Origin of the sequence: Natrinema gari JCM 14663, assembly GCF_000337175.1 — an archaeon.
GTDB lineage: Archaea > Halobacteriota > Halobacteria > Halobacteriales > Natrialbaceae > Natrinema > Natrinema gari.
In genome coordinates this window covers 76,820-99,466 of record NZ_AOIJ01000032.1, presented here as the reverse complement: position 1 = coordinate 99,466, position 22,647 = coordinate 76,820, and the positions used below count along the sequence as shown (strand labels likewise).

Below are 22,647 nucleotides of genomic sequence, written 5' to 3'. Positions count from 1 at the left end.
TCGGTTATCGAGTGGTCGCGAGGGACGGGTAGCCGTTGGGTCCGCCGACTCGGCAGGGAACAGGGACCCGTCGTCGCAGTCAGCCGACGAAAAGACATTACTACACCGCGGGAGATGTCTCGACCATGCCGCTTCAGACGCCGCCGTTACGTGGGATTCACGACGAACGTGGAGCGAAGTTTACGGAGTTTGGCGGCTGGGACATGCCGGTCGAGTTCGATTCCATTCAAACGGAACACGCGGCCGTCCGGGAGGACGTCGGAATCTTCGACGTCTCACACATGGGGCAGATTCATGTGACCGGCCCGGACGCGACCGAGTTGATGCAACGGCTGACGTCGAACGATGTCTCCCGGCTCTCAGTCGGCGACTCCCAGTACGCCGCGATCACGGACGAGGACGGGATCGTCATCGACGATACCGTCGTCTATCGGCTGCCCGACGATGACGAGACGCCCCAGGAGTCCCACGGAGACGGCGACGCCGCCGACGGGGAGCCGACCTATCTGTTCGTCCCCAACGCGGGCACCGACGAGGCGACCCACGAACGGTGGCTCAGCTACCGCAACGAGTGGGACCTGGAGGCGACCGTCGACAACCGGACCGACGAATACGCGATGTTCGCCGTACAGGGGCCGAACGCGGTCGATCTGGTGGCGAGCATCACTGCGGACCCCGTCGGCGATCTCGAGCGGTTCGAGGCCCAGTACGCGACGATCGATGGCGTCGACTGCTGGACCGCCCGGACGGGCTACACCGGCGAGGACGGCTTCGAACTGATCGTCCCCTGGGCGGACGCCGCTGAGATCTGGACGGCGCTCGACTGCCAACCCTGCGGCCTCGGCGCGCGGGACACGCTCCGCATCGAGGCCGGCTTACTGCTTGCCGGACAGGACTTCGATCACGAGGACAACCCGCGGACGCCCTACGAAGCCGGCATCGGCTTTACCGTCGCACTCGAGACCGAGTTCGTGGGCCGGGACGCCTTGGCGGCGGTCGACGCGGCGGGCGTCGACGAGCGACTCGTCGGCTTCCAACTGATCGACCGCGGCGTCCCCAGACACGGCTATGACATCACGACGACCGAGAGCCGGGTGATCGGCACCGTCACCAGCGGGACGATGAGTCCGACCCTCGAGAAGCCGATCGGGCTCGGCTACGTGCCGGTCGAGTACGCGGAGCCGGGGACCACGCTGCAGGTCGTCGTCCGCGGCCAATCGAAGAAAGCAAGAGTCGAAACCACACCCTTTATCGATACAGTATAATGAGCTTCGACGTTCCCGACGAAAGACGGTACCTGGAATCGCACGAGTGGGCACTCGAGACCGACGGCGTCGTCCGCGTGGGCATCTCCGACTTCGCACAGGACGAGCTCGGCGACGTGGTCTTCGTCGAACTCCCCGACGAGGGCGACGACCTCGAGCAAGGGACGGAGTTCGGCGTCGTCGAATCGATCAAAGCCGTCTCCGATCTCTACGCCCCCGTCGGCGGCGAGGTCGTCGCGATCAACGCCGACCTGTTCGACGCCCCCGAACTCGTCAACGAGGACCCCTTCGGCGAGGGCTGGATGCTCGAGATCGAGGCCGACGACCCCGACGAACTCGAGGTGTTGCTGACCGCCGAGGAGTACGAGGACCAGATCGCCTGAGCCGCAGTTCCATTGCCAGTTTCGGTGGGCCGTCGATTTTTTCGGCACCTACCCGTTCGAGACAATAGCCCGTGGACGGCAATCATCCCCCCGCAACGACCCTGCAACCGAGGAGAGATCCACGAGGTGGCCATCCGTCTCGCTCGCGTGCTCTGGAGTGTGCTCGAACGCGTCCATCGCGGCCATCGCGATCGCAGTACCCCCGGACGGTGACGTCGATCGCCCGTCACCCCTCAGCCCACTCGCGGTCCGGATCGGCTATCGTGACCCCGTCGCTGCTGACGACGAGGTCGGCCGACGGCATCGCCGGACCAGCGTCCCCGAGACCCGACGACGCGCCAACGCTGATCGCTCCGCGAGCGGTTGCCATAGCCACAACTTCGGAGGTGGCCACCTACTGCTACTGAAGGCGGTACGTCTTTGCCGCGGTCAGCCGTCCTCCCGATATGGTCGATGCCGTTCTCGTCGTCGCTATCGCGTTGCTCGTGGGTGCAATCGTCGGCGCGGCCGTCCCGATGGTGCCAAGCGGCCTGCTCTCGCTGGCCGGCCTCGTCGTCTACTGGGTGGGAGCCGGAGCCGCGGAACTGAGCGCGATCACCTTCGCCGTCCTCGTCCTCATCGCCGTCGTCACCGCGCTCGTCGAATTCTTCGGCGGCTCGATCGCCGCCCGGGCCGGCGGCGCGTCCTGGCTGACCACCGCCGTCGCTGCCGTCGTCGGGATCGTCCTCATGCTCGCCACCGGCCCGCTGGGGCTGCTTGCCGGCCTCTTCGGGACCGTTTTCGCCCTCGAGTTCGTTCGACAGGGGGAACTCGAGGGCAGCGCGCGCTCGGCGGCTTATACGACTGTCGGGGCCCTCGCGTCGACGGCGGTCCAAGTCCTGCTGACGGCGTCGATCCTGCTCGGATTCGTCATCGCCGTGTTCCTGCTCTGAGCACCGGAAAGACTGAATCCGTGGGCAGCGTTCACACGACTACATGGAGTGTGCCGAGTCCGACTGCGAGCGTCCCGCCGCAGTCGAGTTACACGTGCCCTGGGACGAGAACCGGCTCGTCTGTGCCCCCCACGCCCGCGTGCTGGGGCGACGGGACGGTATCGTCGCGGACCCGCTTCCCGACCGGAGCGGGGACTTACTCGAGTGAGTTGCCGTCGCCGATCGCGGCTACTGGCGGCGGACGACAGCCAGCGCCGCGAGCCCGCCGACTCCGATCGCGAACCAGTAGGTGGTCAGCCGATAGAGGAGCGCGACCGCGTAGGCGTTCGCCGAGGAGAGGCCGACCAGGGCGACGAGGAGTGCGGTCAGCGCGACTTCGATACTCCCGAGTCCGCCCGGCGAGGGGACGTATCCGGCGAGCATGCTCGCCGAGACGGTAAACGAGACGACGACGGGGTCGACGGTCAGCCCGAGCGCGCGCCCGGCGAGGAACAGCGGCAGAACGAACAGCGTCCAGCCGAGCACGGAGAGCGCGAACGCCCGCCCGAGTGCTCGAGGATCGGCGGCGAGCCGATCGAACGCCGCTCGTAACTCACCCAGTCGCTCTCGAACGCCGTCGACCGTCAGCCTGGGGACCAGCCGGCCGATCGGTGCCACCAGTTTCATCAGCGACCGTTCGACGGTCGCTCGGAACCGAATCGCGACCGTCGCGACCGCCAGCACGCCCGCGGCCGTGACGACCAGCCCGCCGGCGACCGGCGCGAGCGCGGTCGGGAGTTCGGATCGCCAGACGAGGACGCCCAGGCTGAGAATCGCCATCCCGACCGACGCGATCAGGTTCAACAGATCCGCGGTGACGACGCTCGCGAGGCTTTCCTCGTAGCTCGCCGCCGTCTCCCGGGAGAGCACGTACGCGATGAACGGCTCGCCACCCGCCTGTCCCATCGGCGTGACGTAGTTGGCGAACGTCGCCGCCGCGTAGGTCACGAGCAGCGTCCGATACGACTCGTCGACGCCGGTAACGCCGAGAATGACCTGCCAACTGCGCGTCCACAGACAGAGACACAGACACATCGAACAACAGGCCACGACGAGCCACCCGGGACTGGCCGTCGCGAGCGCACCCCGCACTTCGTTGATGCCCACGCCGGCAGCGATGACTGCCAGCAGCACGCTCGCGACGGCGAATCCGGCGACGATCCGTCCCACCTGCGCCCGGGACACGCCGCTCGGGGACTCCTCGGTCACCGTCACGGGTCGCGGGCGGTCTCGTCCTGCAGGTGATTCGATCGGCGGGGCCGGGCGACCTCGAGACCGCGCCGCGTTGATGCGAGCGAACGCCCCGTGTATCCGGCGGCGATGCCGTCGCTGATCGAACTCTCGCAGCCGACTGTCGGCGGCCGTGACATGTTCTAGTATCCGGAACAAAGGGTGACAGTACGATTCTTTCGGTGCGCGTCCGGCGGCGTCGTGGGCGGGGCGTCAGGGGTGTGCGTAGTACGCGACCGTCTCCGCGTCCTTGCCGTCTCCGTGCCGGTCGATCCGTGCGAACCCGACCCGCTCGAACTGGACCATGTCGTCGGCCGCGAGGTCGCCGACGCCGGGTTCGGCGTGTCCCGTCACGTCGCCGTCCATCGTTCGCATCCGGACCGGAACGCTCCCGTCGGCGGGCACCCAGTGGACGACGTCGACGCCGCCCTCCCGGACCACGTCGATGTCGTCGGCGGTGTATCGAAGGACGCCGTCGTCGAACCGGAAACAGCCGAACCCTTTCAGCCAGATGCGCTGTTCCCCGTTCTCGTCCCCATCGGGAATGTCCTCGGCCTCGAGCAGGACGGCGTCGCCGACGGGGATGTCACGAACCCCGCGGTCCTCGTGGTTGGGATGCAGCGGCGGGTTCGCTTCGGCGGGCGGGTCCCCGGCGAGGGGGACCTGGGTGCCGTCGCGGACAAAAAAGCGGCGGTCGGTCTCCTCGTCGATCAGCTCCCGGTTGTTCGCGTAGATCGAACTCATCGCGAGGTCGACATCGGTGGTCGAGGTACCGAGGCCGGTCATCGCCTCGACGATGGCCTCGCCACGGATGCCACGCCGGCGCAGACTCTTGAGCGTCGGCGCTCGCGGATCGTCCCAGCCGTCGAGCTCCCCGTCCTCGATCAGTTCCGAAATCGTCGACGTGCTCATCGTGACGTCGTAGTCGTCGAGTTGGACGTGTCCCCAGTGGATGACGTCCGGGTAGTCCCACCCGAAATAATCGTAGACGAACTGCTGGCGCTTCGCGGAGTCCTGGAGATCGATCCCACGGATGATGTGGGTGATCTCGAGCAGGTGGTCGTCGACCCCCGACTGGAAGTCGAGCATCGGCCAGCAGCGGTACTCGCTGGCGTCCTCCCGCGGGTGTGGCGTATCGATCATCCGGAAGGCAACCCAGTCGCGCAGGGCGGGATTCTTGTGTTCGATGTCCGTTTTCACGCGAAGGACCAGCTCGCCGCTGTCGTACTCGCCGTCGACCATGGCCTCGAACTCCTCGCGAACGGTCGCCTCATCTTTGTCGCGGTGCGGACAGGGCTCGCCGGAGTTCTTCAGCTCCGAGAACGCCTCGCCCGAACACGAGCAGGTGTAGGCCCCGCCGAGTTCGATCAGGTCACGGGCGTGGTCGTAGTAGGTCTCGAGCCGGTCACTTGCCGTGTAGGTCGCGTCGGGTTCGAAGCCGAGGTAGTCGAGATCGTCGAGGATCGCGTCGTAGGCCTCGAGATCCGGCCGTTTGGTCTCCGGATCGGTGTCGTCAAAACGCACGCAGAACCAGCCGTCGTAGCGTTCGCGGTAGGTGCCGATGACGGCGGGCATCCGGGCGTGGCCGACGTGCCACGGGCCGTTGGGGTTGGGCGCACACCGCATTCGAATCTCGTCGTGCGCTTCGGCGTTTGGCAGGTCGGGGAGGTCGTATTCGTCTTCCTCCTCCTCGGCCTCGAGTTCGGCGAGTGCCTCGGGTGCGAGGTCCTCGAGACGGGCCCGTTTCTCCGCGTAGTCGAGGTCGTTGACGCGACCCACGACGCCGCCGACGACGCCGGGGACGGCGTCGGAGTGCTCGCGGAAGTCCGGATTGTCGCCCATCAGCGGCCCCATCACGGCACCGACCGCGGCGTCGCTCTCGTGTTTGACGGCGTTCAACAGCGCGTGCTTTTCGGCTTCGCGCTCGACACGCTCGCGTAACTCGTCGTCCATTACCGGGCGGTATTCGCGCCCGGCCCAAAACCCTCGCGATTCGGGGGTGTCCTCCCGGTCCGCGTTCGCAGTCGAGTCCCTACGGCTCCGTCCCCTGTCGATCATCGCCGTCGGATCGGAGACACCACGCGTCACTCGCGTCGCGACGAGCGGTCGAAAAACGGCGCGGTCGCCTACCGGCCGACCCGATCGCGCCCGGGTCTCAGTAGCCGCGCTGAATCAGGTAATCCGCGAGTTCACAGAGCAATTCACGAGCCTCGTTGTCCGGGACGACCTCGAGGCGGTTTTTCCCCTGTTCGACAAGGTCGCGGGCCGTCTCGTTGGCGTAGGAGATCGAACCCGCCGCCTCGAGTTCGGCGACCGCGTCGTCGATCTCGGCCTCGGTGACCGCATCGACGTCATCGGTATCGACCAGGCCGTCGACATCGACACCCTGCTCGCGGGCATGCACCGTGATCAGCGTCTGCTTGTTCTCGACCAGGTCGCTGCCGCGCTGTTTGCCGAGTTGCTCGCTTGGCACCGTCAGATCGAGGACGTCGTCCTGGATCTGGAACGCGCGGCCGATGTCGAGCCCGTAGCCGTAGAGCGCGTCGATCGTCTCGTCGTCGGCTCCCAGCAGGATCGCGGGGAGACACGCTGAGGCGGCATAGAGTACGGCCGTCTTCTGCTCGACCATCTCCAGGTACTCGTCGGGCGAGACGTCGATGCGTTCCTCGAAGGTGACATCAAGCGACTGCCCCTCGCAGATCTTCGTACAGGTCGTCGCGAGAACGTCAAGCGCCTCGACGATGCGATCCGGTTCGGCACCCGTCTCGAGCATGATCTCGAAGGCTTTCGAGTAGAGCGTATCGCCGGCCAAAATCGCTGTCTCGAGGTCGTACTCCTCGTGGACGGCGGGGACGCCGCGCCGGAGGTCGTCGTCGTCCATGATGTCGTCGTGAATCAGGGTAAACGACTGGATGACCTCGACGCTGACGGCAGCCGCCATCACGTCGATCGGCCCGCTGTCGTCGATCGCGGGGAACGAACGGTATGCCGCCGACAGCGGCTCGACGTCGGCCAGCGCTTCCGCCGTCGTCAGGAGGACCGCCGGCCGCAGTCGCTTGCCGCCCGCGTCCAGCAGGTATCGGGACGCCTCGTAGAGCCGTTCGGGTCGCTTGATCGGCAACTCCTCCGGAATGGCGTCGTTGACCAGCTCGCGGCGCTTCCGAACCGCCTCGAGCACCGCCTCTTCGCGTGCCTCGGGGCTCGTCATATCAGTCGACTAGCTGGATGAGGTTCCCATTGCGCGTGACGTGAAGGTCTCGGCCCATCTTGTACCCCTCGCTCTCACAGAGGTTGACGTAGCTCGAGTACCCGCTCATGTCCTGGTGGGCCGGGATGATGTGCTGGGGTTGCAACGCATCGAGCATCTCGTAGTGGCCTTCCTGATTGAGGTGGCCGGAGACGTGGATATCGTCGTAGACGCGCGCGCCCTGCATGCCGAGCAGCTTCTCGGCCTGGTAGCGCTGGCCCTCGTTGGTCGGCTCCGGAATGACCCGTGCGGAGAAGACGACCTTGTCGCCGTCGTCCAGTTCGTACGGCGTCTCGCCGCGGGCCATCCGGGTGAGCATCGCGCGGGGCTCGCCCTGGTGGCCGGTGACGATCGGCAGGTAGTTCTCCTTGCCCTCGTTCATGATCCGCTTGAACGTGCGGTCGACGGACTTGCGGTGGCCGAACATCCCCAGATCAGAGGGGAAGTCGACGAAGTCCAGTCGTTCCGCGGTTCCGGAGTACTTCTCCATCGACCGCCCCAGCAGGACCGGCTGGCGGCCGATATCGTCGGCGAACTCGACGAGCGACTTGACGCGAGCGATGTGGCTCGAGAAGGTCGTGGCGACGATACCGCCGTCGTAGTCCTCGATGCTGTAGAGAACGTCGCGGAGGTGTTCACGGGCGACTTTCTCGGAGGGCGTACGCCCCTTCTTGTTCGCGTTGGTACAGTCCTCGATGTAACAAAGGACGCCCTCACCTTCGCGACCGATCTCTCGGAACCGCTCCATATCGATCGGATCGCCGATGACGGGCGTGTGGTCCATCCGTTTGTCGAGCCCGTAGACGACCGCGCCTTCGGGGGTGTGGAGAACGGGGTTGATAGCGTCGATGATCGAGTGCGTAACGTTGACGAACTCGAGGTCGACCTTTCCGGAGTCGCCGATCGACATCGTCTCGCCGGCCTCCATCTTGACGAGGTCGTTCTCNGATCGAGTGCGTAACGTTGACGAACTCGAGGTCGACCTTTCCGGAGTCGCCGATCGACATCGTCTCGCCGGCCTCCATCTTGACGAGGTCGTTCTCGACGCCGAACTTCTGCTCGCCCTCGATCTGCTGTTTGACGAGTTCGATCGTAAACGGCGTCGCGACGACCGGCGCGTCGTAGCGGTGGGCCAACTTCGAGATAGCGCCGATGTGGTCCAGGTGGCCGTGAGTCGGCACGATGGCCTTCACATCGCCCTCGAGGTCGCTCATGACCCGATCGTCCGGGATAGCGCCCATGTCGATCAGGTCGAGACTGTGCATGCGTTCGGTTTCGACGTTGTCGTGGATCAGGACCTGCGAGAGGTTCAGACCCATGTCGAAGATGACGACGTCGTCGCCGGCGCGAACGGCAGTCATCTGCCGTCCGACTTCTTCGTAGCCGCCAATGGTTGCGATTTCGATTTCCATGATTCGTAGCACTGAAAGCCGCTGAATGGACTCTCATCGAAACGGTCCGCGGACGCCTAGTCGTACGGCCCCGGCGTCTTGCAGCGCGTCGGCCATCCCGCTATGCGCTCGGTGCGACGGCGGTTCCGTCTTCGATAGCTCGCGACATCGCAAGCCCCGAACGCACTTGCCCGCGGGTTTCGCTAGTGTCCTGTACACGCCCGGGTGTTAAAAACGCAGTGGGTTGGATCGTCGGCCGAGACACCGCCCGTCTCGGCGGTTTCCAGCGGTTCGGACGCCGATCGGCGACCGCTCTCGGACACCGCAATTCATTTGCCGGTCGCCTCGAAACGGGTGTCAGTAACGATGCTTTCGGAGGGACCGTCGTGTACGTAATTATCGTCGGTGCTGGCGAGGTCGGCCGGTCGATCGCCGCGAACCTCGAGGGAGCCCACGACGTGGTCGTCGTCGACCGCGACGCCGACGTGGTCGAGGAACTCACCTACTCGCTGGATGTCCTCACGATTCACGGCGATGGCACCGATCTCGACACCCTGCGGGAGGCCGACCTCGAGCAGGCGAGCCTAGTAATCGCCTGTACGGACAACGACGAGACCAACGCGGTCGTCTGTGGTGCGGCGAAGGCCGCCACGAACGCGTTCACCGTCGCACGGGTCCGTCGCCGGACGCTGCTCGAGACGTGGCAGGAATCACAGGGTGCGTTCGGCGTCGACTTCATGGTCTGTACCGATCTGCTGACCGCGCGAACGATTTTCCGAATCTCCGGACTGCCGAGCGCTCACGATGTCGATACGTTCGCAAGCGGGCTCATCCGCATGGCCGAGTTCGATGTTCCGGCAGCCAGCCCGCTCGCGGACCGAACCGTCAGGGAGGCCGACTGTTACGATTCGCTCACCTTCGCCGCGATCTTCCGGGATGACGAGATGGTCGTCACCCGGGGCGACACGGTCATTCGGGGTGGCGATCGGGTCGTCGTCATCGGGTGCCCGGACTCGATCAACGACTTCGCCGACGAGGTCGCGATGACGCCCGACGAGGCCGAGGAGGTCGTCATCGTCGGTGCCAGCGAGATCGGGTACCAGACCGCCCGCGAGTTCGAGGATCACGGCTTCCGCCCGCGTTTGATCGAGCGGGACCACGACCGAGCACGCGAGGTCGCCGAAGCGCTGCCGAACACGATGGTCATGGAGAGCGACGCGACCAACGCCGAGTTCCTCGCCCGCGAACACGTCGGCGAGGCCGACGTCGTGATCGCCGCCCTCGACAGCGACGAGAAGAACCTGCTCGTGTCCCTGCTCGCCGACCGGATCGGCGTCGACCGCACCGTCGCGATCATCGAAACGCCCGAGTACGCCGATCTCTTCGAGACCGTTGGCGTCGATGTCGCCGTCAACCCCCGCGAGGAGACCGCCGAGGAGATCATCCGCTTTACCCGGACCGACCACACCGAGAAGGTAGCGATGCTCGAGCACGACCGCGCGGAGGTCATCGAAATCGAAGTCGGTCCGGGGAGCGTCCTCGTCGGGCGGGAGATCGCCGACGCGACCGACGACTTGCCGCCGGGCGTCGTCATCGGTGCGATCTCGCGAGCGGGCGACCACATCACGCCCCGCGGCTCGACGGTCGTCCAGCCCGAGGACCACGTGATCGTCTTCGTCGACGCAGCCGTCCTCGACGACGTCGTCGATCTTATTTAGAACGGCCGGTCCCTGCTGCCGTGCCGGACCGAGTCTCGAATCGTCCCGAACCTGCTCAGTTACTGATGCCGAGATAGACGACGTAAGCGACGAAAAACAGGACGTACGCGATCGCGATGCCGGTCGTCAGCAACGACCGGCCGACGATGGCGATCCCGACGATGAGAACGGGCCCGATGAGCAAGAGGGAATCGAAGACCCGGTCGTTGGCACCCGATTCGAACACCTCTTCGACGATCGGGAGTTCGCTGAGTTTCATTGGTAGAACCCTCCCCGGCTGAAGACTGCCCGTAACGTGACCAAAACCGGAATGATCTCGAGGCGACCGATCCACATGTTGAACAGGAACATGAGTTTGCCAAGCGTCGGCAGCGATTCGGGGCCGGTGATTCCCGCGGAGAGGCCGACGTTACCCTGTGCGCTCGCGACCTCGAAAATGACGTTCTCGAGCGTGTATTCGCCTTCTGGAAGTACAAGGAGGAGCACGAACATCCCAATGCCGAGGAAGACGAACCACAGGAATCCGATGATTGCTGCTTCCTCGAATTCCTGACGCACTTCCTGTTCGTCGAGTCGGCGACCGTTGATCTTCAATCGTCGAACGGCGGTTTCGGGATAGAAGACGTCTGAGATACGGAATCGAATCCCCTTCAACAGTGTGAGCACTCGGATGAGCTTGATCCCGCCGACCGTCGAACCGGCTGCACCGCCAACGATCATGCCGAACGTGACAGTGAGTTGGGCTTGTGCCGACCACCGGCCCAGCGCGACGTTGGTCGCGTCAACGGCGGTCTGGAAGCCGGCACAGGTCGCCGCCGAGACGAACTGGAACGACCCGTACCGGAAGGCAGTGAACAGGGAGTCGTAGGTGTCGCCCATGTACACCAACGCGGTCAGGAGAGCCGTCCCGACACTCATGTAGATGAACACCCATCGGGTCTGAAGATCCGTATACAAGTTCCGCAGATCGCCTTGCAGGATGAGATAGTGGACCGGGAACGCGATGCTACCCAACAGCATGATCGGGAGGAGTGCGAAGTCGATGGCGGCGCTGTCGTAGGTGGCGATCGAGTTGTCGGTAATCGAGAACCCGCCGGTCGACAGGCCAGTCATCGCGTGGTTGATCGCGCCCCATAGCGGCATCTTGACGACCCACAGCAGGAGGATCGAGACGAACGTAAAGAGGATGAAGATCCACCAGATCGTCTGGACGGTCGAGACGATGCTCGGATGGATCCGCTCCGAGCGGGCTTCGCTCTCGTAGAGCGTCAGCGAGCCGCTCCCGGGGCGGGCGAGAATCGCCGTCGTGAGGACGATCACGCCCACGCCGCCGATCCACTCGATGAACGACCGCCACCACTGCAGCGTGCGCGGCAGGACTTCCTCGTTGTCNGTCAGCCCGGTCCCGGTAAAGCCGCTCATGCTCTCGAACAGCGCGTTCAGCGGCTCGGTAAACGCCGCGAGCGTCTCCGTCTGCGACGGCTCCCCGAGGATCGGCGGCGCGAGTTCGACCGTCCACGCGATGAGAAAGAACGGCAGCGAGCCGAAAATCGCGACGCAGAACCATCCCAGCGCGGCGATGATCATCCCGTGGAGTTTGCCGGGCTTGGTCGCCTCCCGGAACCGCGAGGTCAGGAGATACCCGATCCCAAGCGGGAGCAATCCGGAGACGACCAGTGCCGGAATCGCGTAGTACTCCCCCCAGATGAGTGGAATGAGGACGGAGACGAACAGGAGTCCGGCCAGCGCCTGAAATATGCGCCCCAGGTCCCGACCGATCGTTTTCGTCGCCTCGTTCATCCGTCAGCCTCCATCCGACTCGGATTCAGGGCGTTCCCGACGGACCGATTCCGTGCTCGAGACGGGAGTCTCGACGGCGACTCCCGGAGCCGCGCTCCGCGTCGTCCGATCATCATTGAACCCGGTCTTCCGAGTGACCGAACACGTCCGTGAGCTTGGGTTCCGCTCCGAACGCCGAATAGACGGTGAGGAGATCGTCGGCTTTGATCGTCGTGTTCCCGCGCGGCGTGATCGGTGGGTCCTCCCCTTCGCGCTCGATCGCGACGATCAGAACGTCCTCGGGGAGGAGTCCCTCGTCCGCCGCCTCGATGAGCGATTTCCCGTCGATCGGTGCGCCTGCAGTGACCACGATTTCGAACACCTCCGCCGTCTCCCCGATTCGCATGTAGTCGACGATCGCGGGACGGGCGACCGCTCGATAGAGGTATTCGGCGATGAGTTCCTGCGGGTTTTCCATCGTGTTGACGCCGATCTGGCGAAACACGTTCATGTGCTCCGGGTCGTGTACCACGGACACGATATTCGGCACCTCGTGTTCCTGGGCCAGCAGACAGACCATAATGTTGGTCGCGTCACGGTCGGTCGTGCTGATTATCGCATCGGCCTTCTCGATCCCGGCGTCCAGCAGCGCATCGTGAGCCGTCGCATCGTCGTTGAGCACCAGACAGTCGTATTTTCCGGCGACTCGGTCCGCCCGCTCGGGGTCGTTCTCGATGACGACGACTTCGTTCCCCGTCCGGGTTGCGATATCGATGAGCGGCATTCCGATATCGCCCGCACCGACGATGACGATATACATTGCGTCGGTGTTGATGCGTGACCATTGAAAATATATCGTTTTAGTAACCCCGATCGAGCCCTCTCGACTCGAGCAGTTACCGGCGGGAGAGCCCGTCCTCGAGCGACCGTGACGGACGACCGATCCCGCTATCGCGACGGACTCACTTCCAGGGTCGGTTTCGTTGCTGTTGCCGTCTCGCTCGGTCTTTGGACTCCCCCAGGATTCGTTCGATCGCCCAGCCGGCCCACAGGAAGATGACCGTCATGAAGACGGCCGTCTCGAGTCGGACGATCGACCCGTACCGGATGGCGAGGACGAGGGCCATGATCGCCACCGCGACGGTGACGACGCCGAAGACGTCGTAAAACGAGTGCGGGTGGCGAACGCTTGGTAATCGAACGCTCATAGTAGATACTACGTACGGTTCGTATATAGATCCTCGTCTCGGGGACGGGGACCGACGGTTACCACGCGAAACCGGACCGAGCCGCGTCACGGTTCCAGTCGATCCGAAACCGAGCCGCCGCGATGGAGGGTCGCTTACGATGGATTAATACGACCTACTCCAAATGCCGTTAATACCGTGTCCAGACGCAACGCTTTGAGCGAGGTGTTTCTATGAGGGTCCGCACCGACTGGCGCGCCAGTGTCGCGCTCGTCGGAACCGTACTCAAGTACCTCTCCGTCCCGCTCGTGTTTCCCCTCGTCGTGGCACTCATCTATGCCGAACCCGTGGTTCCGTTTCTCGCGACGATCGCGCTCACGATCGCCGTCGGCCACGGCCTCGAGCAGCTGTGCCCGGACCCGGACTTGCAGGTCCGGGAGGCCATGCTCTTCGTCGCCATATCGTGGTTGGCCGTCGCGATGATCGGTGCAGTCCCCTACGTGATCGCGGGTTGGGGAACGGAATCGACGCTCGCACATCCCGTCAACGCCCTGTTCGAGTCGATGTCCGGCTTTACGACGACCGGGGCAACGGTCCTCGGGAGCATCTCGGTTGACGATCACTCCCACGCGATCATGATGTGGCGACAGCTCACCCAGTGGCTCGGCGGGATGGGGATCATCGTGTTGATGGTCGCGATCCTCCCCGAGCTGGCGGTCAGCGGGGCACAACTCGTCGAGTCGGAAGCGCCGGGACCGCAGTTGCAGAAACTCACGCCGCGCATCGCCGAAACGGCGCGTATCCTCTGGCTCGTCTACTTCGCTTTTACCGTCGTCTACATTGCGATCCTCTACGGATTCAATCTGGCGGGGATGGCCGACGAAATGACCCTCTACAACGCCATCGCCCACGGGTTCACGACGCTCCCGACGGGCGGGTTCTCGCCGGAGGCCGATAGCGTCGCGGCGTTCTCCGCGATCGTCCAGTGGACCGCCATTCCGTTCATGATCATCGCCGGGACCAACTTTGCTCTGTTCTGGCACGTCTTCAGCGGCGACGGTCATCGCTTCGTTCGCAACTCCGAGTTCCGGGCGTATATCGGCGCGATCGCCGGTCTAACCGTCTTGCTCGCAGGCATCCTCTATACGGGTGCCGCACCGCCACTCGGGGACCTCGGCGGCGTGACGGCGGGTGTGTTCGAGAACTCGTTGCGACAGAGTGCCTTCCAGATCGCGTCGCTGTTGACCTCGACCGGCTACGCGACCAGCGATTTCGTCGACTGGAGTTCAACGGGCAAAATCGTGCTCCTCTTTGCGATGCTCGTCGGCGGCTGTGCCGGCTCGACCGGTGGCGGTGTCAAGGTCGTCCGATGGCTGATCGTGTTCAAGGTGTTGCGTCGGGAGCTGTTTACGGCCTCCCATCCTCAGGTCGTCCGGCCGATTCGACTCGGCGGCAATATCGTCGACGAAGACGCGATTCGTGGCGTTCTCGGGTTCTCATTCATGTATCTGATCATCTTTGCCCTCGCGACGCTGGTTATCGCACTGGACGTCAGCCGCGTCGCCGCTATCGAGGGGTTCACTGCACTCGAGGCCTTCAGTGCCAGTCTCGCGACCATCGGGAACATCGGGCCCGGATTCGGGTTCCTCGGCCCCTTCGGTAACTACAACGCCTTCCCGGTCCCGTCGAAACTCCTGATGGTGTTCCTGATGTGGATCGGCCGCCTCGAGATCATTCCCGTCCTCGTCATGTTCACCGGCGGCTTCTGGACTCGCTGAAACCGTCTCGCCGTTTTTTGCCGCCCTCCGCGTCCGCACTCAGTCGATCGTCGTCCCTGGATTCTCGCCGTCGAGGAACGATGCGAGCGACGCGAGATCGAAGACCGACGCCGCGGCCTCGAGATCGAGCAGCGTTTGCACTTTGCCGGCCATCCCGCCGGTTACGTCGGTCGCCTCGCTGGCTCCGAGCACGTCGGCGACCGTCTCGAAGTCGTCGATCCGGTCGATGACCGCGTCCTCGTCGTCCAGCACGCCGGGCACCGTCGAGCAGAGCCCGATCCGATCGGCCTCGAGGGCCCGGGCGAGCGCCGCGACGAGTTCGTCACCGCTGACGACGGTCGCACCCGCACCGGCGTGGGCGATCACGTCACCGTGGAGGACGGGGACGAACCCCTCCGCGAGCATCGTTTCGACCTGTCCGGTCGGCAGATCGAGAGTTCCGTCGCCATCGCGGTGGGCCGTCGAGAAAGGGTGGACCGGCACCGCCTGCACGTCGCGCTCGAGCAGCCGCCCCAGAACGAACCGGTTCAACGTCGTCATCGCGCCGTGGATGTCGAGCGCCGCGTTCGCGTCGCGGGTCCCCTCGGTCGTGGTGACGCCGTGTTCGCTGGCGTTGTGGTGGCCGAAGCTCCCGCCGCCGTGGACGACGACGAGGTCCGCGGCATCGCCCGCTCGTGCCGCCGCGATCGCGTCGGCCGCGCGCTCGAGGGCGTCCCCATCGAGGGTCTCCGCGCGATTCTTCTCCGTGATAACGCTCCCACCGAGTTTGAGCACGATCATTCGAGCCGTTTCACCCCGGTTTCGGCGAGTTCCGCGCGGAAGGCATCTTCACAACCCGGGGTAAAGGAGAGGGCCGTCTCGGTCTCCGGCGTCGGATCCAACGCGGCGATACAGCCGCCCCCGCCGGCTCCGATGAGCTTCGCGCCGTACGCGCCCGCGTCGCGGGCCGCCCAGACCATCGTGTCCAGGGAGCGCGAGGAGACGCCCAGCGCCGAAAGCAGGCCGTGATTGAAGTTCATCAGTCGGCCGAGTTCCTCGAGGTCACCGTCGGCAAGCGCCGCCTCGCCGTTGCGCACGACGTCACCGATCGCCTCGATCGTGTCAGCAGCGAACCCGTACTCGTCGCGCAGAGTTCGGACCCCCGCGACCAGTTGCCCGGTGTCGCCCGCACCGCCGTCGAACCCGATCACGATCGGCAGGTCCGGTGCCGCGAGGGAGCGACAGTCGTCGCCCTCGACGCGGACCGCGCCGCCCGTCGCCGAACAGAACGTGTCCGCACGCGAGGCCTGCCCGTTCTGGACCTGATACTCCGTTCGATAGGCTCGTTCGGCGAGTTCGTCGATCTCGAGGGTGACGCCAAGTTCACGGGTGGCGGCGTCGATCGCCGCCACGACGACCGCGGCCGACGACCCGAGTCCCGCGCCCAGGGGGATGTCGCTCTCGATAGTCACGTCGAATCCGACCTCGTCGTTCCCGGTGACATCCCGGACCTGCTCGATCGCACCGTCGACGTACCCCATCGCAGCGTCGAGCAGCGATTCCGAGACATCGATGTCCGGCCCCTCGTCGGCCGTCCCGTCGTACTCGACGGTGAATCCGTTCAGACTGAGATCTTCGGCGTTGACGCGGAGTTTCCCGTCGTCGCGTCGCTGGACGCCGACCCGCGCCCGCTGCTCGATCGCACACAGGACGGTCGGCTCGCCGTAGACCACCGCGTGCTCCCCGAGTAGATACACTTTGCCGGGAGCGCTCGAAAGTGTCATGCCCGGCCGTTCGTCCGACGATGGTTAATAGCTATCTTTGTCGCCGTCCGGTAATCGTCGGACGGGCGCGGGCGGATCGGAGGCGGACTTATATCCCTGCAGTCGAACGTCGGTCGTATGTCGCTGGTCTTGCCGAGCGAACTCGTCGTCGATCGGTTCCTGCCGACGGTCCGAGCGATGCTGGCCGCACGCCTCGCCGATCGCGGGCTGACCCAACGGGAGATCGCCACCGAACTCGGCGTCACCCAGGCCGCGGTCAGCAAGTACATCGGTGGCGACAGCGGCGGCGACGATCGCTTTCGCGACGATCCGGAGACCGTCGCCACCGTCGACCGCATCGCGGACGGACTAGCAGCCGGCGAGATGGACGGCTACGACGCCCTCGCCGAACTCCTCTCGCTCGTCCGTACCCTCGAGGACCGGGGTCCGATCTGCGAACTCCACGAGGAGGAGATGCCCGAACTGCGCGGGCTCGGCTGCGATCTGTGCGTTCGCGGCCTCGACCCTGACGTACGCGCCGAACGGGACGTCCTCACGAACGTGCGGACGGCTGCACGAACCCTCGCTTCAACCCCCGGAATGGCCGACTTCATCCCGAACGTCGGAACGAACATCGGGATGTGCCTGCCCGATCCCCACGACGAGACCGATGTCGCCGCGGTTCCCGGCCGGATCTACGCGATGGGTGGGCGGATCGAAATCCCCGCGAACCCGGAGTTCGGCGCGTCGAAACACGTCGCAACGGCGGTCCTCGCTTCGAATTCGGTCGGCTCTGACCGCCGTGCCGCGATCAACATCGCCACCGACGACGAGCTGCTCGCGGCCGCGCGGACGCTTGACATCGATCCCCTCGAGTTCGATGCCGACTACGAGGACCGCGGCGCACACCTCCGACGCCGGTTCGCGGACCGCGGAGCGGTACCGGCCGTCGCCTACCACCGCGGCGCGTTCGGGATCGAACCCGCGACGTACGTCTTCGGTGCGACGGCCGTCGACGCCGCCGACCTGGTTGGGGACTTGCTCGAGGAAGCGTCGTCACCCTGACGACGCCGTGTCACCGCTCTCCCGCGCTTTGCCTGTAGGTTCGATCGGACGCGCGTGGTGCAGAGATCGCTAGCGATTCCGTTGCTGTCGCTTGCAGCGGGTTACGGACGCGATCACCCGTTGCCGTCGCTACGCGTCGCAGGGTTACGAGAAAACGAACAGTGTCGACTGCGACCGAATTAGACGCCGCTCTCGAAGTCCTCGAGCGAGTAGGACGGCTCGGCACCGCGTCGGTCGAGAACTTCGTTGGCGAGCAGCCAGTAGACGACCGAGAGGGCCTTGCGACCCTTGTTGTTCGTCGGGACGACGAGGTCGACGTTACTGACTTGGTTGTTCGAGTCACACATCGCGATGACCGGAATACCGACCGTGATAGCCTCCTTGACGGCCTGGGCGTCGCCGATCGGGTCGGTGACGACGAGGACGTCCGGCTCGATGTAGCCGTCGTACTTCGGATTCGTCAGCGTTCCGGGGATGAAGCGACCGGTGCGGGCGCGAGCGCCGACTGCCTCGGCGAACTTCTCCGCCGGGAACCGACCGTACTGGCGACTCGAGGTGACCAGGATCTGCTCGGGGTCGTAGTTGGCGAGGAAGTCCGCGGCCGTGCGGATACGGCCGTCGGTCTTCGAGATGTCGAGCACGTAGAGCCCGTCGGTTCGGACGCGGTGGATAAACCGGTCCATGTCCGTGGTCTTCTGCTGGGTCCCGATGTGGACACCAGCGCCGAGGTAGTCCTCGACGGGGATGAGGAGGTCCGCCTCCTCGTCGGGCATGACGTCGTCGTCGAGGGTCGGACCGGCGTCCTCCTCGTCGGTGTCGTCGGCTTGTTCGGCGTCGGCCGCGGGTGCTCCCTCGGCGTCGGCGGGCTGTTCGTCTACTGGCTCGACGTCGTCGGCGTCGCCGGCGGGGCCAGCCCCTTCGGCTGGCTCCTCGTCGGTCGCCTCCTCGGCGGCGTCGAGCCCTTCCTGGGTTGCGTCGTTCTCTGTCATGTCGCGTCGTCTGCGATTCGAATGAGCTCGTTGAGCTTTGCGGTTCGCTCGCCGCCGACGGCACCCGTCTTGATGAAGGGAGCGTCGGTCGCAACGGCGAGGTGTGCGATCGTCGCGTCTTCGGTCTCGCCCGATCGATGGGAGACGACCGAGTCGTAGCCGTTCTCCGTCGCGAGTTCGATCGCGTCAAAGGCGTCCGACAGCGTCCCGATCTGGTTTGGCTTGATCAGGATGCTGTTGGCTGCGCCACGATCGATCCCGTTGACGAGACGGTCGGTGTTGGTGACGAACAGGTCGTCACCGCAGATCAGGGTCTGATCGCCGACTTCGTCCGTGAGGTCGGCGAAGGCGTCGTAGTCGTCCTCGTCGAGGGGATCCTCGACGTAGACGAGGTCGTACTCCTCGACCAGCTCCGCGATGTACGCGATCTGCTCGTCGGTGTCGCGGCTCCGGTCGCTGTACTCGTACGTTTCCGAGTCGGAATCGTACAACTCGGCACCGGCAACGTCCAGCCCGAAGCCGATATTGAACCCGACCTCGTCCTGGACCATCGAGACCGCCTCGGCGACGATTTCGAAGGCCTCGCCGTCGTCGATCGACGGTGCCCACGCGCCCTCGTCGCCCTTGCCACAGGGAACGTCGCGTTCCTCGAGCAGATCGGCGACGGCGGCGTGGACGGCTGCGTTTGCGAAGACGGCGTCCGCGACGCTGGGTGCGCCGACGGGTGCGGCCAGGAACTCCTGAATGTCGGTCGCGTCGGCAGCGTGTTCGCCGCCGCCGACGACGTTGCCGAGGGGAATCGGGAAGTCGTCGCCGCGGAACGTCCCGCCGAGGTGCTGGAACAGCGGGGCACCAAGCACGTCGGCACCGGCCTTCGCGGCAGCCATCGAGATCGCGACCGCGCTGTTGGCACCGATCTCCGAGAAGTCGTCGGTCCCGTCGGCGGCGTGGAGCGCGGCGTCGACATCGCGCTGATTGCCGGCGTAGACCTCGCCGACGAGACGGGGGACGGCGTGTTCTCGAGCCGCGGCGATAGCCTCGCTGGGCGGCCGCTCGACGGCCTCGTGCTCGCCGGTGCTGGCACCGCTGGGTGCCGCGGCGCGGCCGAAGCCGCCGCTTTCGGTCACGACATCGGCCTCGACCGTCGGATTCCCTCTCGAGTCGAGGATCCGACGGAGCCGGATGTCCGTGATGAGCGTCATTTCCGGTCGTACCCCCGCTTGACGGTAAACGGCAGCACGCCGGCGTCGTACTCCTCGGCGGCGATGAGGATCGGTTGGGTCTGCTCCGTCTCGATCAACACCGGCGCGCCGTAGGACACCTGCAGCGCTCGCGCGCCGAGGATGCGTGCCTTCTCGTAGCGGTTGTGCTGTTGTTGTTGCATTGTTACTGGTACGGGGAGACGACGTCGACGAGGTCCTTGTGACTGACGAGCATGCGCCGACAGCAGTAGCGGTCGACGCCGAGCTCGTCGAGCACCTTCTCGGGGTCCTCGTCGCCCTCGTTCGCTCGCTCGTCGAACTCCTCCCAGTGTTCGGCGACGACGTTACCACAGGTGAAACACCGGACCGGTACCATCATGCGTGGATCACCTCAGCGGTAGGACTTCTGGTAGCGTGCCCGAGCGCCCGGGCCACCCCATTTCTTCGGTTCGGACTGGCGAACGTCGTTGACCAGCAGCGAGCGGTCGAACTCCATGAACGCGTCACGGAGTTCGGCGTCGTTCGAGTGCTGGACGATCCCGCGCGCAATGGCGGTCCTGACGGCGTCCGCCTGGCCGCTGATGCCGCCACCCTCGACGCGAACGTCGATGTCCATCTCGCCGCGCAGGTCCTCGCCGACGATGCGGAACGGCTCGAGCATCTTGAGCCGGGACATCTCCGGTTCGACCAGTTCGACGGGTTGGGAATTGATTCGAACGCGACCCTCGCCTTCGCGCACCGTGGCGCGAGCGACGGCTGTCTTTTTCTTGCCACTCGTATTGGTTACCATGTGACGTTAGCACCTAACTGTTCGGACACTTCGTGTAGGTGGACGAAGCGGATGTTCGACAGGCGATCCAGCGACGTTCCCTCGAGTACGTCCGACTCGTGGTCGTCGTCGCTCTCGTAGGGATCGCCGACGTAGACGCGGACGTTGTCGAGTGCCTCGCGGCCACGGGGTTTCTTGTACGGCAGCATTCCGCGAACGGAGCGCTTGAAGATCGTGTCCGGTCGCTTGGGATAGTAGGGTCCGCGGTCCGAACCCATCTGCAGCCGCGTACGGTACGTCTCGAAGATGTCTTCCTTGTCGCCGGTGATGACTGCGTCCTCTGCGTTGACGATCGCGACACGGTCGCCGTCCAGCGCGCGCTGGGCGACCTCGCTTGCGACGCGACCGAGGATACAGTCACCGGCATCGACGACGAGATCTGCGTCGAACTCTGCGAGACTCATCGAATCACCCGGACGTTTGCCCCTTCGGGGTTCTCTTCGAGCGCTTGCTCGAGCGGTACCGGTTCGCCGACCTGATCGATCTTCGTCTCCGCGGACGAAGAGAAGTTGACGGCGGCGACGGTAACGTTCTTCTGTAGTGCGCCGGAGCCCAGCACCTTGCCGGGAACGACGACAGTCTCTTCTTCGCGTGCGTATCGCTCGATGCGGCCCAGGTTTACCTCAGCGTGGGTACGCCGGGGCTTCTCGAGTCGATCCGCAACGTCTCGCCAGACGTCGGCGTCCGCTTCGCGGGACGTCGACTTCAGCTCGGCGATAAGATCGTTGAGCCTCGGATTAGTCTTGCTACTCATTGGTATCCTCCAACTGCTAACTGATCGGCGACGCGAGGAACCGCGCCGTCGACTGTGGAATCGAAATTGTTGTACTGCCGAACGGGCCGTGTCCTGAACCGATCGGAAACTGCCCGACCGCTTCCTGACTGTCGTTCGGTCGTAGAGAAGTGATGCAGGGAGCAGGATTTGAACCTGCGGACTCCTACGAGACAGCGCCCTGAACGCTGCGCCGTTGGCCTGACTTGGCTATCCCTGCTCGCACTTCCGTCTACCCGTCGCCCCTTCAAACCCCTTTCGATTCCGTCGGACGCACGATCGCCGGTCTCGTCGTTCACGGCGACGGCGAGCGGCGCGTCCTGAGTGGGTTTGGGGCGTCGGTTCATATCTACAGCTGTACTGCGTTTTCGAGTTCGGTCGCACGTTCCGCGATCGTATCCGCGGCCCGCGTGACGAGCTCCTCGATGGGGAACGAGCCGTCGGTTTCCACGTGGAAGACGAAAGCGTTTGGCACGTCCTCGATCCGGACCTCCTTGCCCGGATACCGGTTCGAGAGATCGTGATCGAACTCGCTCGTCGAAACGAGTTCGCCGTCGTCTTCGATGACGCCGCGGATGATCCGACTCTCCTCGTCCTCGAACTCCGGCAGGTCACCCTCGACCTCCACGCGCTGGAGGTGTCGGTAGCCGACCGCGACCCCGCCCTGATGTTTGGCGTGGTCTTTCCCACGGTCGATGACGGCGTCGGCCTCGGCCTCGAGACGTTGACCGTCCTTGAGTTCGATGATCGGGACGTTCTCGTCGGCGGGTTTGACGAGCTCGTCGCTGGAAACGAGGTCGCCGGAGTACGCGGTGGCCGGCCCTTCGACGTCGATCGAGAGCGTGACGGTCTCGTCCTCGCCGAACTCACCGACCGGCGGCGTCGTCAGCGGGACGAGGCCGAGTCGCAAGGCGAGTTGCTCGTCGAACATGACCGACGAGTTCTCGACGAACCGGACGGTATCGATCGCCATCGTTGGCACGTCGGCGACCATCGCTCGACGGATACCGTTTGCGAACCCGGGTGTCACGCCGCGAACGAGGAACCGCGCCTCACGATCCTCGCGTTCGACGAACTCGACGTCGTACTCTGCACTCAT

At 65.0% G+C, this 22,647-nt stretch carries 26 protein-coding genes, 1 tRNA gene and 1 pseudogene; 7 read left to right on the top strand and 21 right to left on the bottom strand.

Annotation, left to right across the window (positions count from 1 at the left end; genetic code table 11):
• Window positions 1–125: 125 nt before the first annotated feature.
• Window positions 126–1,265 (top strand): glycine cleavage system aminomethyltransferase GcvT, encoded by a 1,140-nt coding sequence (gcvT, locus tag C486_RS02745; RefSeq protein ID WP_008452774.1) that lies wholly within the window; start codon window positions 126–128, stop codon window positions 1,263–1,265.
• A complete protein-coding gene (gene gcvH / locus C486_RS02740) occupies window positions 1,265–1,648 on the top strand; it encodes a glycine cleavage system protein GcvH (RefSeq protein WP_008452772.1) in 384 nt (127 codons plus the stop codon). Before gcvT ends, gcvH begins: the two co-directional genes overlap by 1 nt.
• A 226-nt stretch (window positions 1,649–1,874) precedes the next feature.
• Here the strand turns inward: gcvH and C486_RS21515 are convergent, their stop codons facing one another.
• Window positions 1,875–2,018, bottom strand: coding sequence for a hypothetical protein (locus tag C486_RS21515; RefSeq protein WP_008452770.1), 144 nt, complete (start codon window positions 2,016–2,018; stop codon window positions 1,875–1,877).
• 76 nt (window positions 2,019–2,094) lie between these two features.
• Here C486_RS21515 and C486_RS02735 point away from each other — a divergent pair, with 76 nt between their 5' ends.
• Window positions 2,095–2,580 (top strand): DUF456 domain-containing protein, encoded by a 486-nt coding sequence (locus C486_RS02735; protein WP_008452769.1) that lies wholly within the window; start codon window positions 2,095–2,097, stop codon window positions 2,578–2,580.
• 43 nt (window positions 2,581–2,623) lie between these two features.
• Window positions 2,624–2,788, top strand: a complete 165-nt coding sequence (locus tag C486_RS21510; protein WP_008452767.1) for a hypothetical protein — start codon at window positions 2,624–2,626, stop codon at window positions 2,786–2,788.
• 20 nt (window positions 2,789–2,808) lie between these two features.
• Here C486_RS21510 and C486_RS02730 read toward each other — a convergent pair whose 3' ends face one another.
• The 5 genes and pseudogenes from C486_RS02730 to C486_RS02715 all read right to left on the bottom strand — a co-directional run bounded on the left by C486_RS02730 (window position 2,809) and on the right by C486_RS02715 (window position 8,508).
• Complete coding sequence (locus C486_RS02730) at window positions 2,809–3,828, bottom strand: lysylphosphatidylglycerol synthase transmembrane domain-containing protein (RefSeq protein ID WP_241432457.1); 1,020 nt, start codon at window positions 3,826–3,828, stop codon at window positions 2,809–2,811.
• Between the two features lie 2 nt (window positions 3,829–3,830).
• Window positions 3,831–3,989, bottom strand: coding sequence for a hypothetical protein (locus C486_RS22140; protein WP_008452762.1), 159 nt, complete (start codon window positions 3,987–3,989; stop codon window positions 3,831–3,833).
• A gap of 73 nt (window positions 3,990–4,062) precedes the next feature.
• A complete protein-coding gene (locus C486_RS02725) occupies window positions 4,063–5,802 on the bottom strand; it encodes a glutamate--tRNA ligase (protein WP_008452760.1) in 1,740 nt (579 codons plus the stop codon).
• Window positions 5,803–6,004: 202 nt separating this feature from the next.
• Window positions 6,005–7,057: a geranylfarnesyl diphosphate synthase gene (idsA3, locus tag C486_RS02720; RefSeq protein ID WP_008452758.1), complete on the bottom strand. Its 1,053-nt coding sequence runs from the start codon at window positions 7,055–7,057 to the stop codon at window positions 6,005–6,007.
• Between the two features lies 1 nt (window position 7,058).
• A pseudogene (locus C486_RS02715) lies at window positions 7,059–8,508 on the bottom strand (MBL fold metallo-hydrolase).
• Between the two features lie 365 nt (window positions 8,509–8,873).
• Between C486_RS02715 and trkA the strand changes: the two are divergent.
• Window positions 8,874–10,205: a Trk system potassium transporter TrkA gene (gene trkA / locus C486_RS02710; RefSeq protein WP_014863393.1), complete on the top strand. Its 1,332-nt coding sequence runs from the start codon at window positions 8,874–8,876 to the stop codon at window positions 10,203–10,205.
• Between the two features lie 55 nt (window positions 10,206–10,260).
• On the opposite strand, the gene C486_RS02705 is transcribed toward trkA, so the two are convergent.
• From C486_RS02705 to C486_RS02690, 4 genes are all read right to left on the bottom strand, one after another.
• Window positions 10,261–10,464: a hypothetical protein gene (locus tag C486_RS02705; RefSeq protein ID WP_008452755.1), complete on the bottom strand. Its 204-nt coding sequence runs from the start codon at window positions 10,462–10,464 to the stop codon at window positions 10,261–10,263.
• Window positions 10,461–12,005 (bottom strand): TrkH family potassium uptake protein, encoded by a 1,545-nt coding sequence (locus C486_RS02700; RefSeq protein WP_008452753.1) that lies wholly within the window; start codon window positions 12,003–12,005, stop codon window positions 10,461–10,463. Before C486_RS02700 ends, C486_RS02705 begins: the two co-directional genes overlap by 4 nt.
• Before the next feature lie 112 nt (window positions 12,006–12,117).
• Complete coding sequence (locus C486_RS02695) at window positions 12,118–12,804, bottom strand: potassium channel family protein (RefSeq protein WP_008452751.1); 687 nt, start codon at window positions 12,802–12,804, stop codon at window positions 12,118–12,120.
• 142 nt (window positions 12,805–12,946) lie between these two features.
• Window positions 12,947–13,192, bottom strand: coding sequence for a hypothetical protein (locus C486_RS02690; RefSeq protein WP_008452749.1), 246 nt, complete (start codon window positions 13,190–13,192; stop codon window positions 12,947–12,949).
• Between the two features lie 212 nt (window positions 13,193–13,404).
• Between C486_RS02690 and C486_RS02685 the strand changes: the two genes are divergently transcribed.
• Entirely contained in the window at window positions 13,405–14,949 is a 1,545-nt protein-coding gene (locus C486_RS02685) for a TrkH family potassium uptake protein (RefSeq protein WP_008452747.1), read from the top strand.
• Window positions 14,950–14,988: 39 nt separating this feature from the next.
• On the opposite strand, the gene C486_RS02680 is transcribed toward C486_RS02685, so the two are convergent.
• Entirely contained in the window at window positions 14,989–15,729 is a 741-nt protein-coding gene (locus C486_RS02680; protein WP_008452745.1) for an isopentenyl phosphate kinase, read from the bottom strand.
• Window positions 15,726–16,712 carry a mevalonate kinase gene (mvk, locus tag C486_RS02675; RefSeq protein WP_008452743.1) on the bottom strand — a complete coding sequence of 329 codons (987 nt, stop codon included), beginning with the start codon at window positions 16,710–16,712 and terminating at the stop codon, window positions 15,726–15,728. Before mvk ends, C486_RS02680 begins: the two co-directional genes overlap by 4 nt.
• 117 nt (window positions 16,713–16,829) lie before the next feature.
• Between mvk and C486_RS02670 the strand changes: the two genes are divergently transcribed.
• Window positions 16,830–17,756 (top strand): thiamine-phosphate synthase family protein, encoded by a 927-nt coding sequence (locus C486_RS02670; protein ID WP_008452741.1) that lies wholly within the window; start codon window positions 16,830–16,832, stop codon window positions 17,754–17,756.
• A 179-nt stretch (window positions 17,757–17,935) separates the two neighbouring features.
• Here the strand turns inward: C486_RS02670 and rpsB are convergent, their stop codons facing one another.
• From rpsB to C486_RS02625, 9 genes are all read right to left on the bottom strand, one after another.
• Entirely contained in the window at window positions 17,936–18,745 is an 810-nt protein-coding gene (gene rpsB, locus C486_RS02665; protein WP_008452739.1) for a 30S ribosomal protein S2, read from the bottom strand.
• Window positions 18,742–19,947: a phosphopyruvate hydratase gene (eno, locus tag C486_RS02660; RefSeq protein ID WP_008452737.1), complete on the bottom strand. Its 1,206-nt coding sequence runs from the start codon at window positions 19,945–19,947 to the stop codon at window positions 18,742–18,744. The genes rpsB and eno overlap by 4 nt, the downstream gene beginning before the upstream one ends.
• Window positions 19,944–20,129 (bottom strand): DNA-directed RNA polymerase subunit K, encoded by a 186-nt coding sequence (locus C486_RS02655; protein WP_006184680.1) that lies wholly within the window; start codon window positions 20,127–20,129, stop codon window positions 19,944–19,946. The genes eno and C486_RS02655 overlap by 4 nt, the downstream gene beginning before the upstream one ends.
• 2 nt (window positions 20,130–20,131) lie before the next feature.
• Window positions 20,132–20,326 carry a DNA-directed RNA polymerase subunit N gene (locus C486_RS02650; RefSeq protein WP_007109448.1) on the bottom strand — a complete coding sequence of 65 codons (195 nt, stop codon included), beginning with the start codon at window positions 20,324–20,326 and terminating at the stop codon, window positions 20,132–20,134.
• A 12-nt stretch (window positions 20,327–20,338) separates the two neighbouring features.
• Complete coding sequence (locus C486_RS02645; protein WP_007109449.1) at window positions 20,339–20,737, bottom strand: 30S ribosomal protein S9; 399 nt, start codon at window positions 20,735–20,737, stop codon at window positions 20,339–20,341.
• Entirely contained in the window at window positions 20,731–21,180 is a 450-nt protein-coding gene (locus C486_RS02640; protein ID WP_008452732.1) for a 50S ribosomal protein L13, read from the bottom strand. The genes C486_RS02645 and C486_RS02640 overlap by 7 nt, the downstream gene beginning before the upstream one ends.
• Window positions 21,177–21,530 (bottom strand): 50S ribosomal protein L18e, encoded by a 354-nt coding sequence (locus C486_RS02635; protein ID WP_006184684.1) that lies wholly within the window; start codon window positions 21,528–21,530, stop codon window positions 21,177–21,179. Before C486_RS02635 ends, C486_RS02640 begins: the two co-directional genes overlap by 4 nt.
• 153 nt (window positions 21,531–21,683) lie before the next feature.
• Window positions 21,684–21,768 (bottom strand) — tRNA-Leu (locus C486_RS02630).
• Window positions 21,769–21,897: 129 nt separating this feature from the next.
• The gene (locus tag C486_RS02625) at window positions 21,898–22,647 is read right to left on the bottom strand and encodes a DNA-directed RNA polymerase subunit D (protein WP_008452729.1); all 750 of its coding nucleotides are present in this window, start codon (window positions 22,645–22,647) and stop codon (window positions 21,898–21,900) included.

Bases quoted from the DNA above. Each gene is read 5' to 3' on its own strand.
- gcvT (WP_008452774.1), top strand. From the start codon at position 126: ATGCCGCTTCAGACGCCGCCGTTACGTGGGATTCACGACGAACGTGGA.
- gcvH (WP_008452772.1), top strand. From the start codon at position 1,265: ATGAGCTTCGACGTTCCCGACGAAAGACGGTACCTGGAATCGCACGAG.
- C486_RS21515 (WP_008452770.1), bottom strand. From the start codon at position 2,018: ATGGCAACCGCTCGCGGAGCGATCAGCGTTGGCGCGTCGTCGGGTCTC.
- C486_RS02735 (WP_008452769.1), top strand. From the start codon at position 2,095: ATGGTCGATGCCGTTCTCGTCGTCGCTATCGCGTTGCTCGTGGGTGCA.
- C486_RS21510 (WP_008452767.1), top strand. From the start codon at position 2,624: ATGGAGTGTGCCGAGTCCGACTGCGAGCGTCCCGCCGCAGTCGAGTTA.
- C486_RS22140 (WP_008452762.1), bottom strand. From the start codon at position 3,989: ATGTCACGGCCGCCGACAGTCGGCTGCGAGAGTTCGATCAGCGACGGC.
- C486_RS02725 (WP_008452760.1), bottom strand. From the start codon at position 5,802: ATGGACGACGAGTTACGCGAGCGTGTCGAGCGCGAAGCCGAAAAGCAC.
- idsA3 (WP_008452758.1), bottom strand. From the start codon at position 7,057: ATGACGAGCCCCGAGGCACGCGAAGAGGCGGTGCTCGAGGCGGTTCGG.
- C486_RS02705 (WP_008452755.1), bottom strand. From the start codon at position 10,464: ATGAAACTCAGCGAACTCCCGATCGTCGAAGAGGTGTTCGAATCGGGT.
- C486_RS02695 (WP_008452751.1), bottom strand. From the start codon at position 12,804: ATGTATATCGTCATCGTCGGTGCGGGCGATATCGGAATGCCGCTCATC.
- C486_RS02690 (WP_008452749.1), bottom strand. From the start codon at position 13,192: ATGAGCGTTCGATTACCAAGCGTTCGCCACCCGCACTCGTTTTACGAC.
- C486_RS02685 (WP_008452747.1), top strand. From the start codon at position 13,405: ATGAGGGTCCGCACCGACTGGCGCGCCAGTGTCGCGCTCGTCGGAACC.
- C486_RS02680 (WP_008452745.1), bottom strand. From the start codon at position 15,729: ATGATCGTGCTCAAACTCGGTGGGAGCGTTATCACGGAGAAGAATCGC.
- mvk (WP_008452743.1), bottom strand. From the start codon at position 16,712: ATGACACTTTCGAGCGCTCCCGGCAAAGTGTATCTACTCGGGGAGCAC.
- C486_RS02670 (WP_008452741.1), top strand. From the start codon at position 16,830: ATGTCGCTGGTCTTGCCGAGCGAACTCGTCGTCGATCGGTTCCTGCCG.
- rpsB (WP_008452739.1), bottom strand. From the start codon at position 18,745: ATGACAGAGAACGACGCAACCCAGGAAGGGCTCGACGCCGCCGAGGAG.
- eno (WP_008452737.1), bottom strand. From the start codon at position 19,947: ATGACGCTCATCACGGACATCCGGCTCCGTCGGATCCTCGACTCGAGA.
- C486_RS02655 (WP_006184680.1), bottom strand. From the start codon at position 20,129: ATGCAACAACAACAGCACAACCGCTACGAGAAGGCACGCATCCTCGGC.
- C486_RS02650 (WP_007109448.1), bottom strand. From the start codon at position 20,326: ATGATGGTACCGGTCCGGTGTTTCACCTGTGGTAACGTCGTCGCCGAA.
- C486_RS02645 (WP_007109449.1), bottom strand. From the start codon at position 20,737: ATGGTAACCAATACGAGTGGCAAGAAAAAGACAGCCGTCGCTCGCGCC.
- C486_RS02640 (WP_008452732.1), bottom strand. From the start codon at position 21,180: ATGAGTCTCGCAGAGTTCGACGCAGATCTCGTCGTCGATGCCGGTGAC.
- C486_RS02635 (WP_006184684.1), bottom strand. From the start codon at position 21,530: ATGAGTAGCAAGACTAATCCGAGGCTCAACGATCTTATCGCCGAGCTG.
- C486_RS02625 (WP_008452729.1), bottom strand. From the start codon at position 22,647: ATGAGTGCAGAGTACGACGTCGAGTTCGTCGAACGCGAGGATCGTGAG.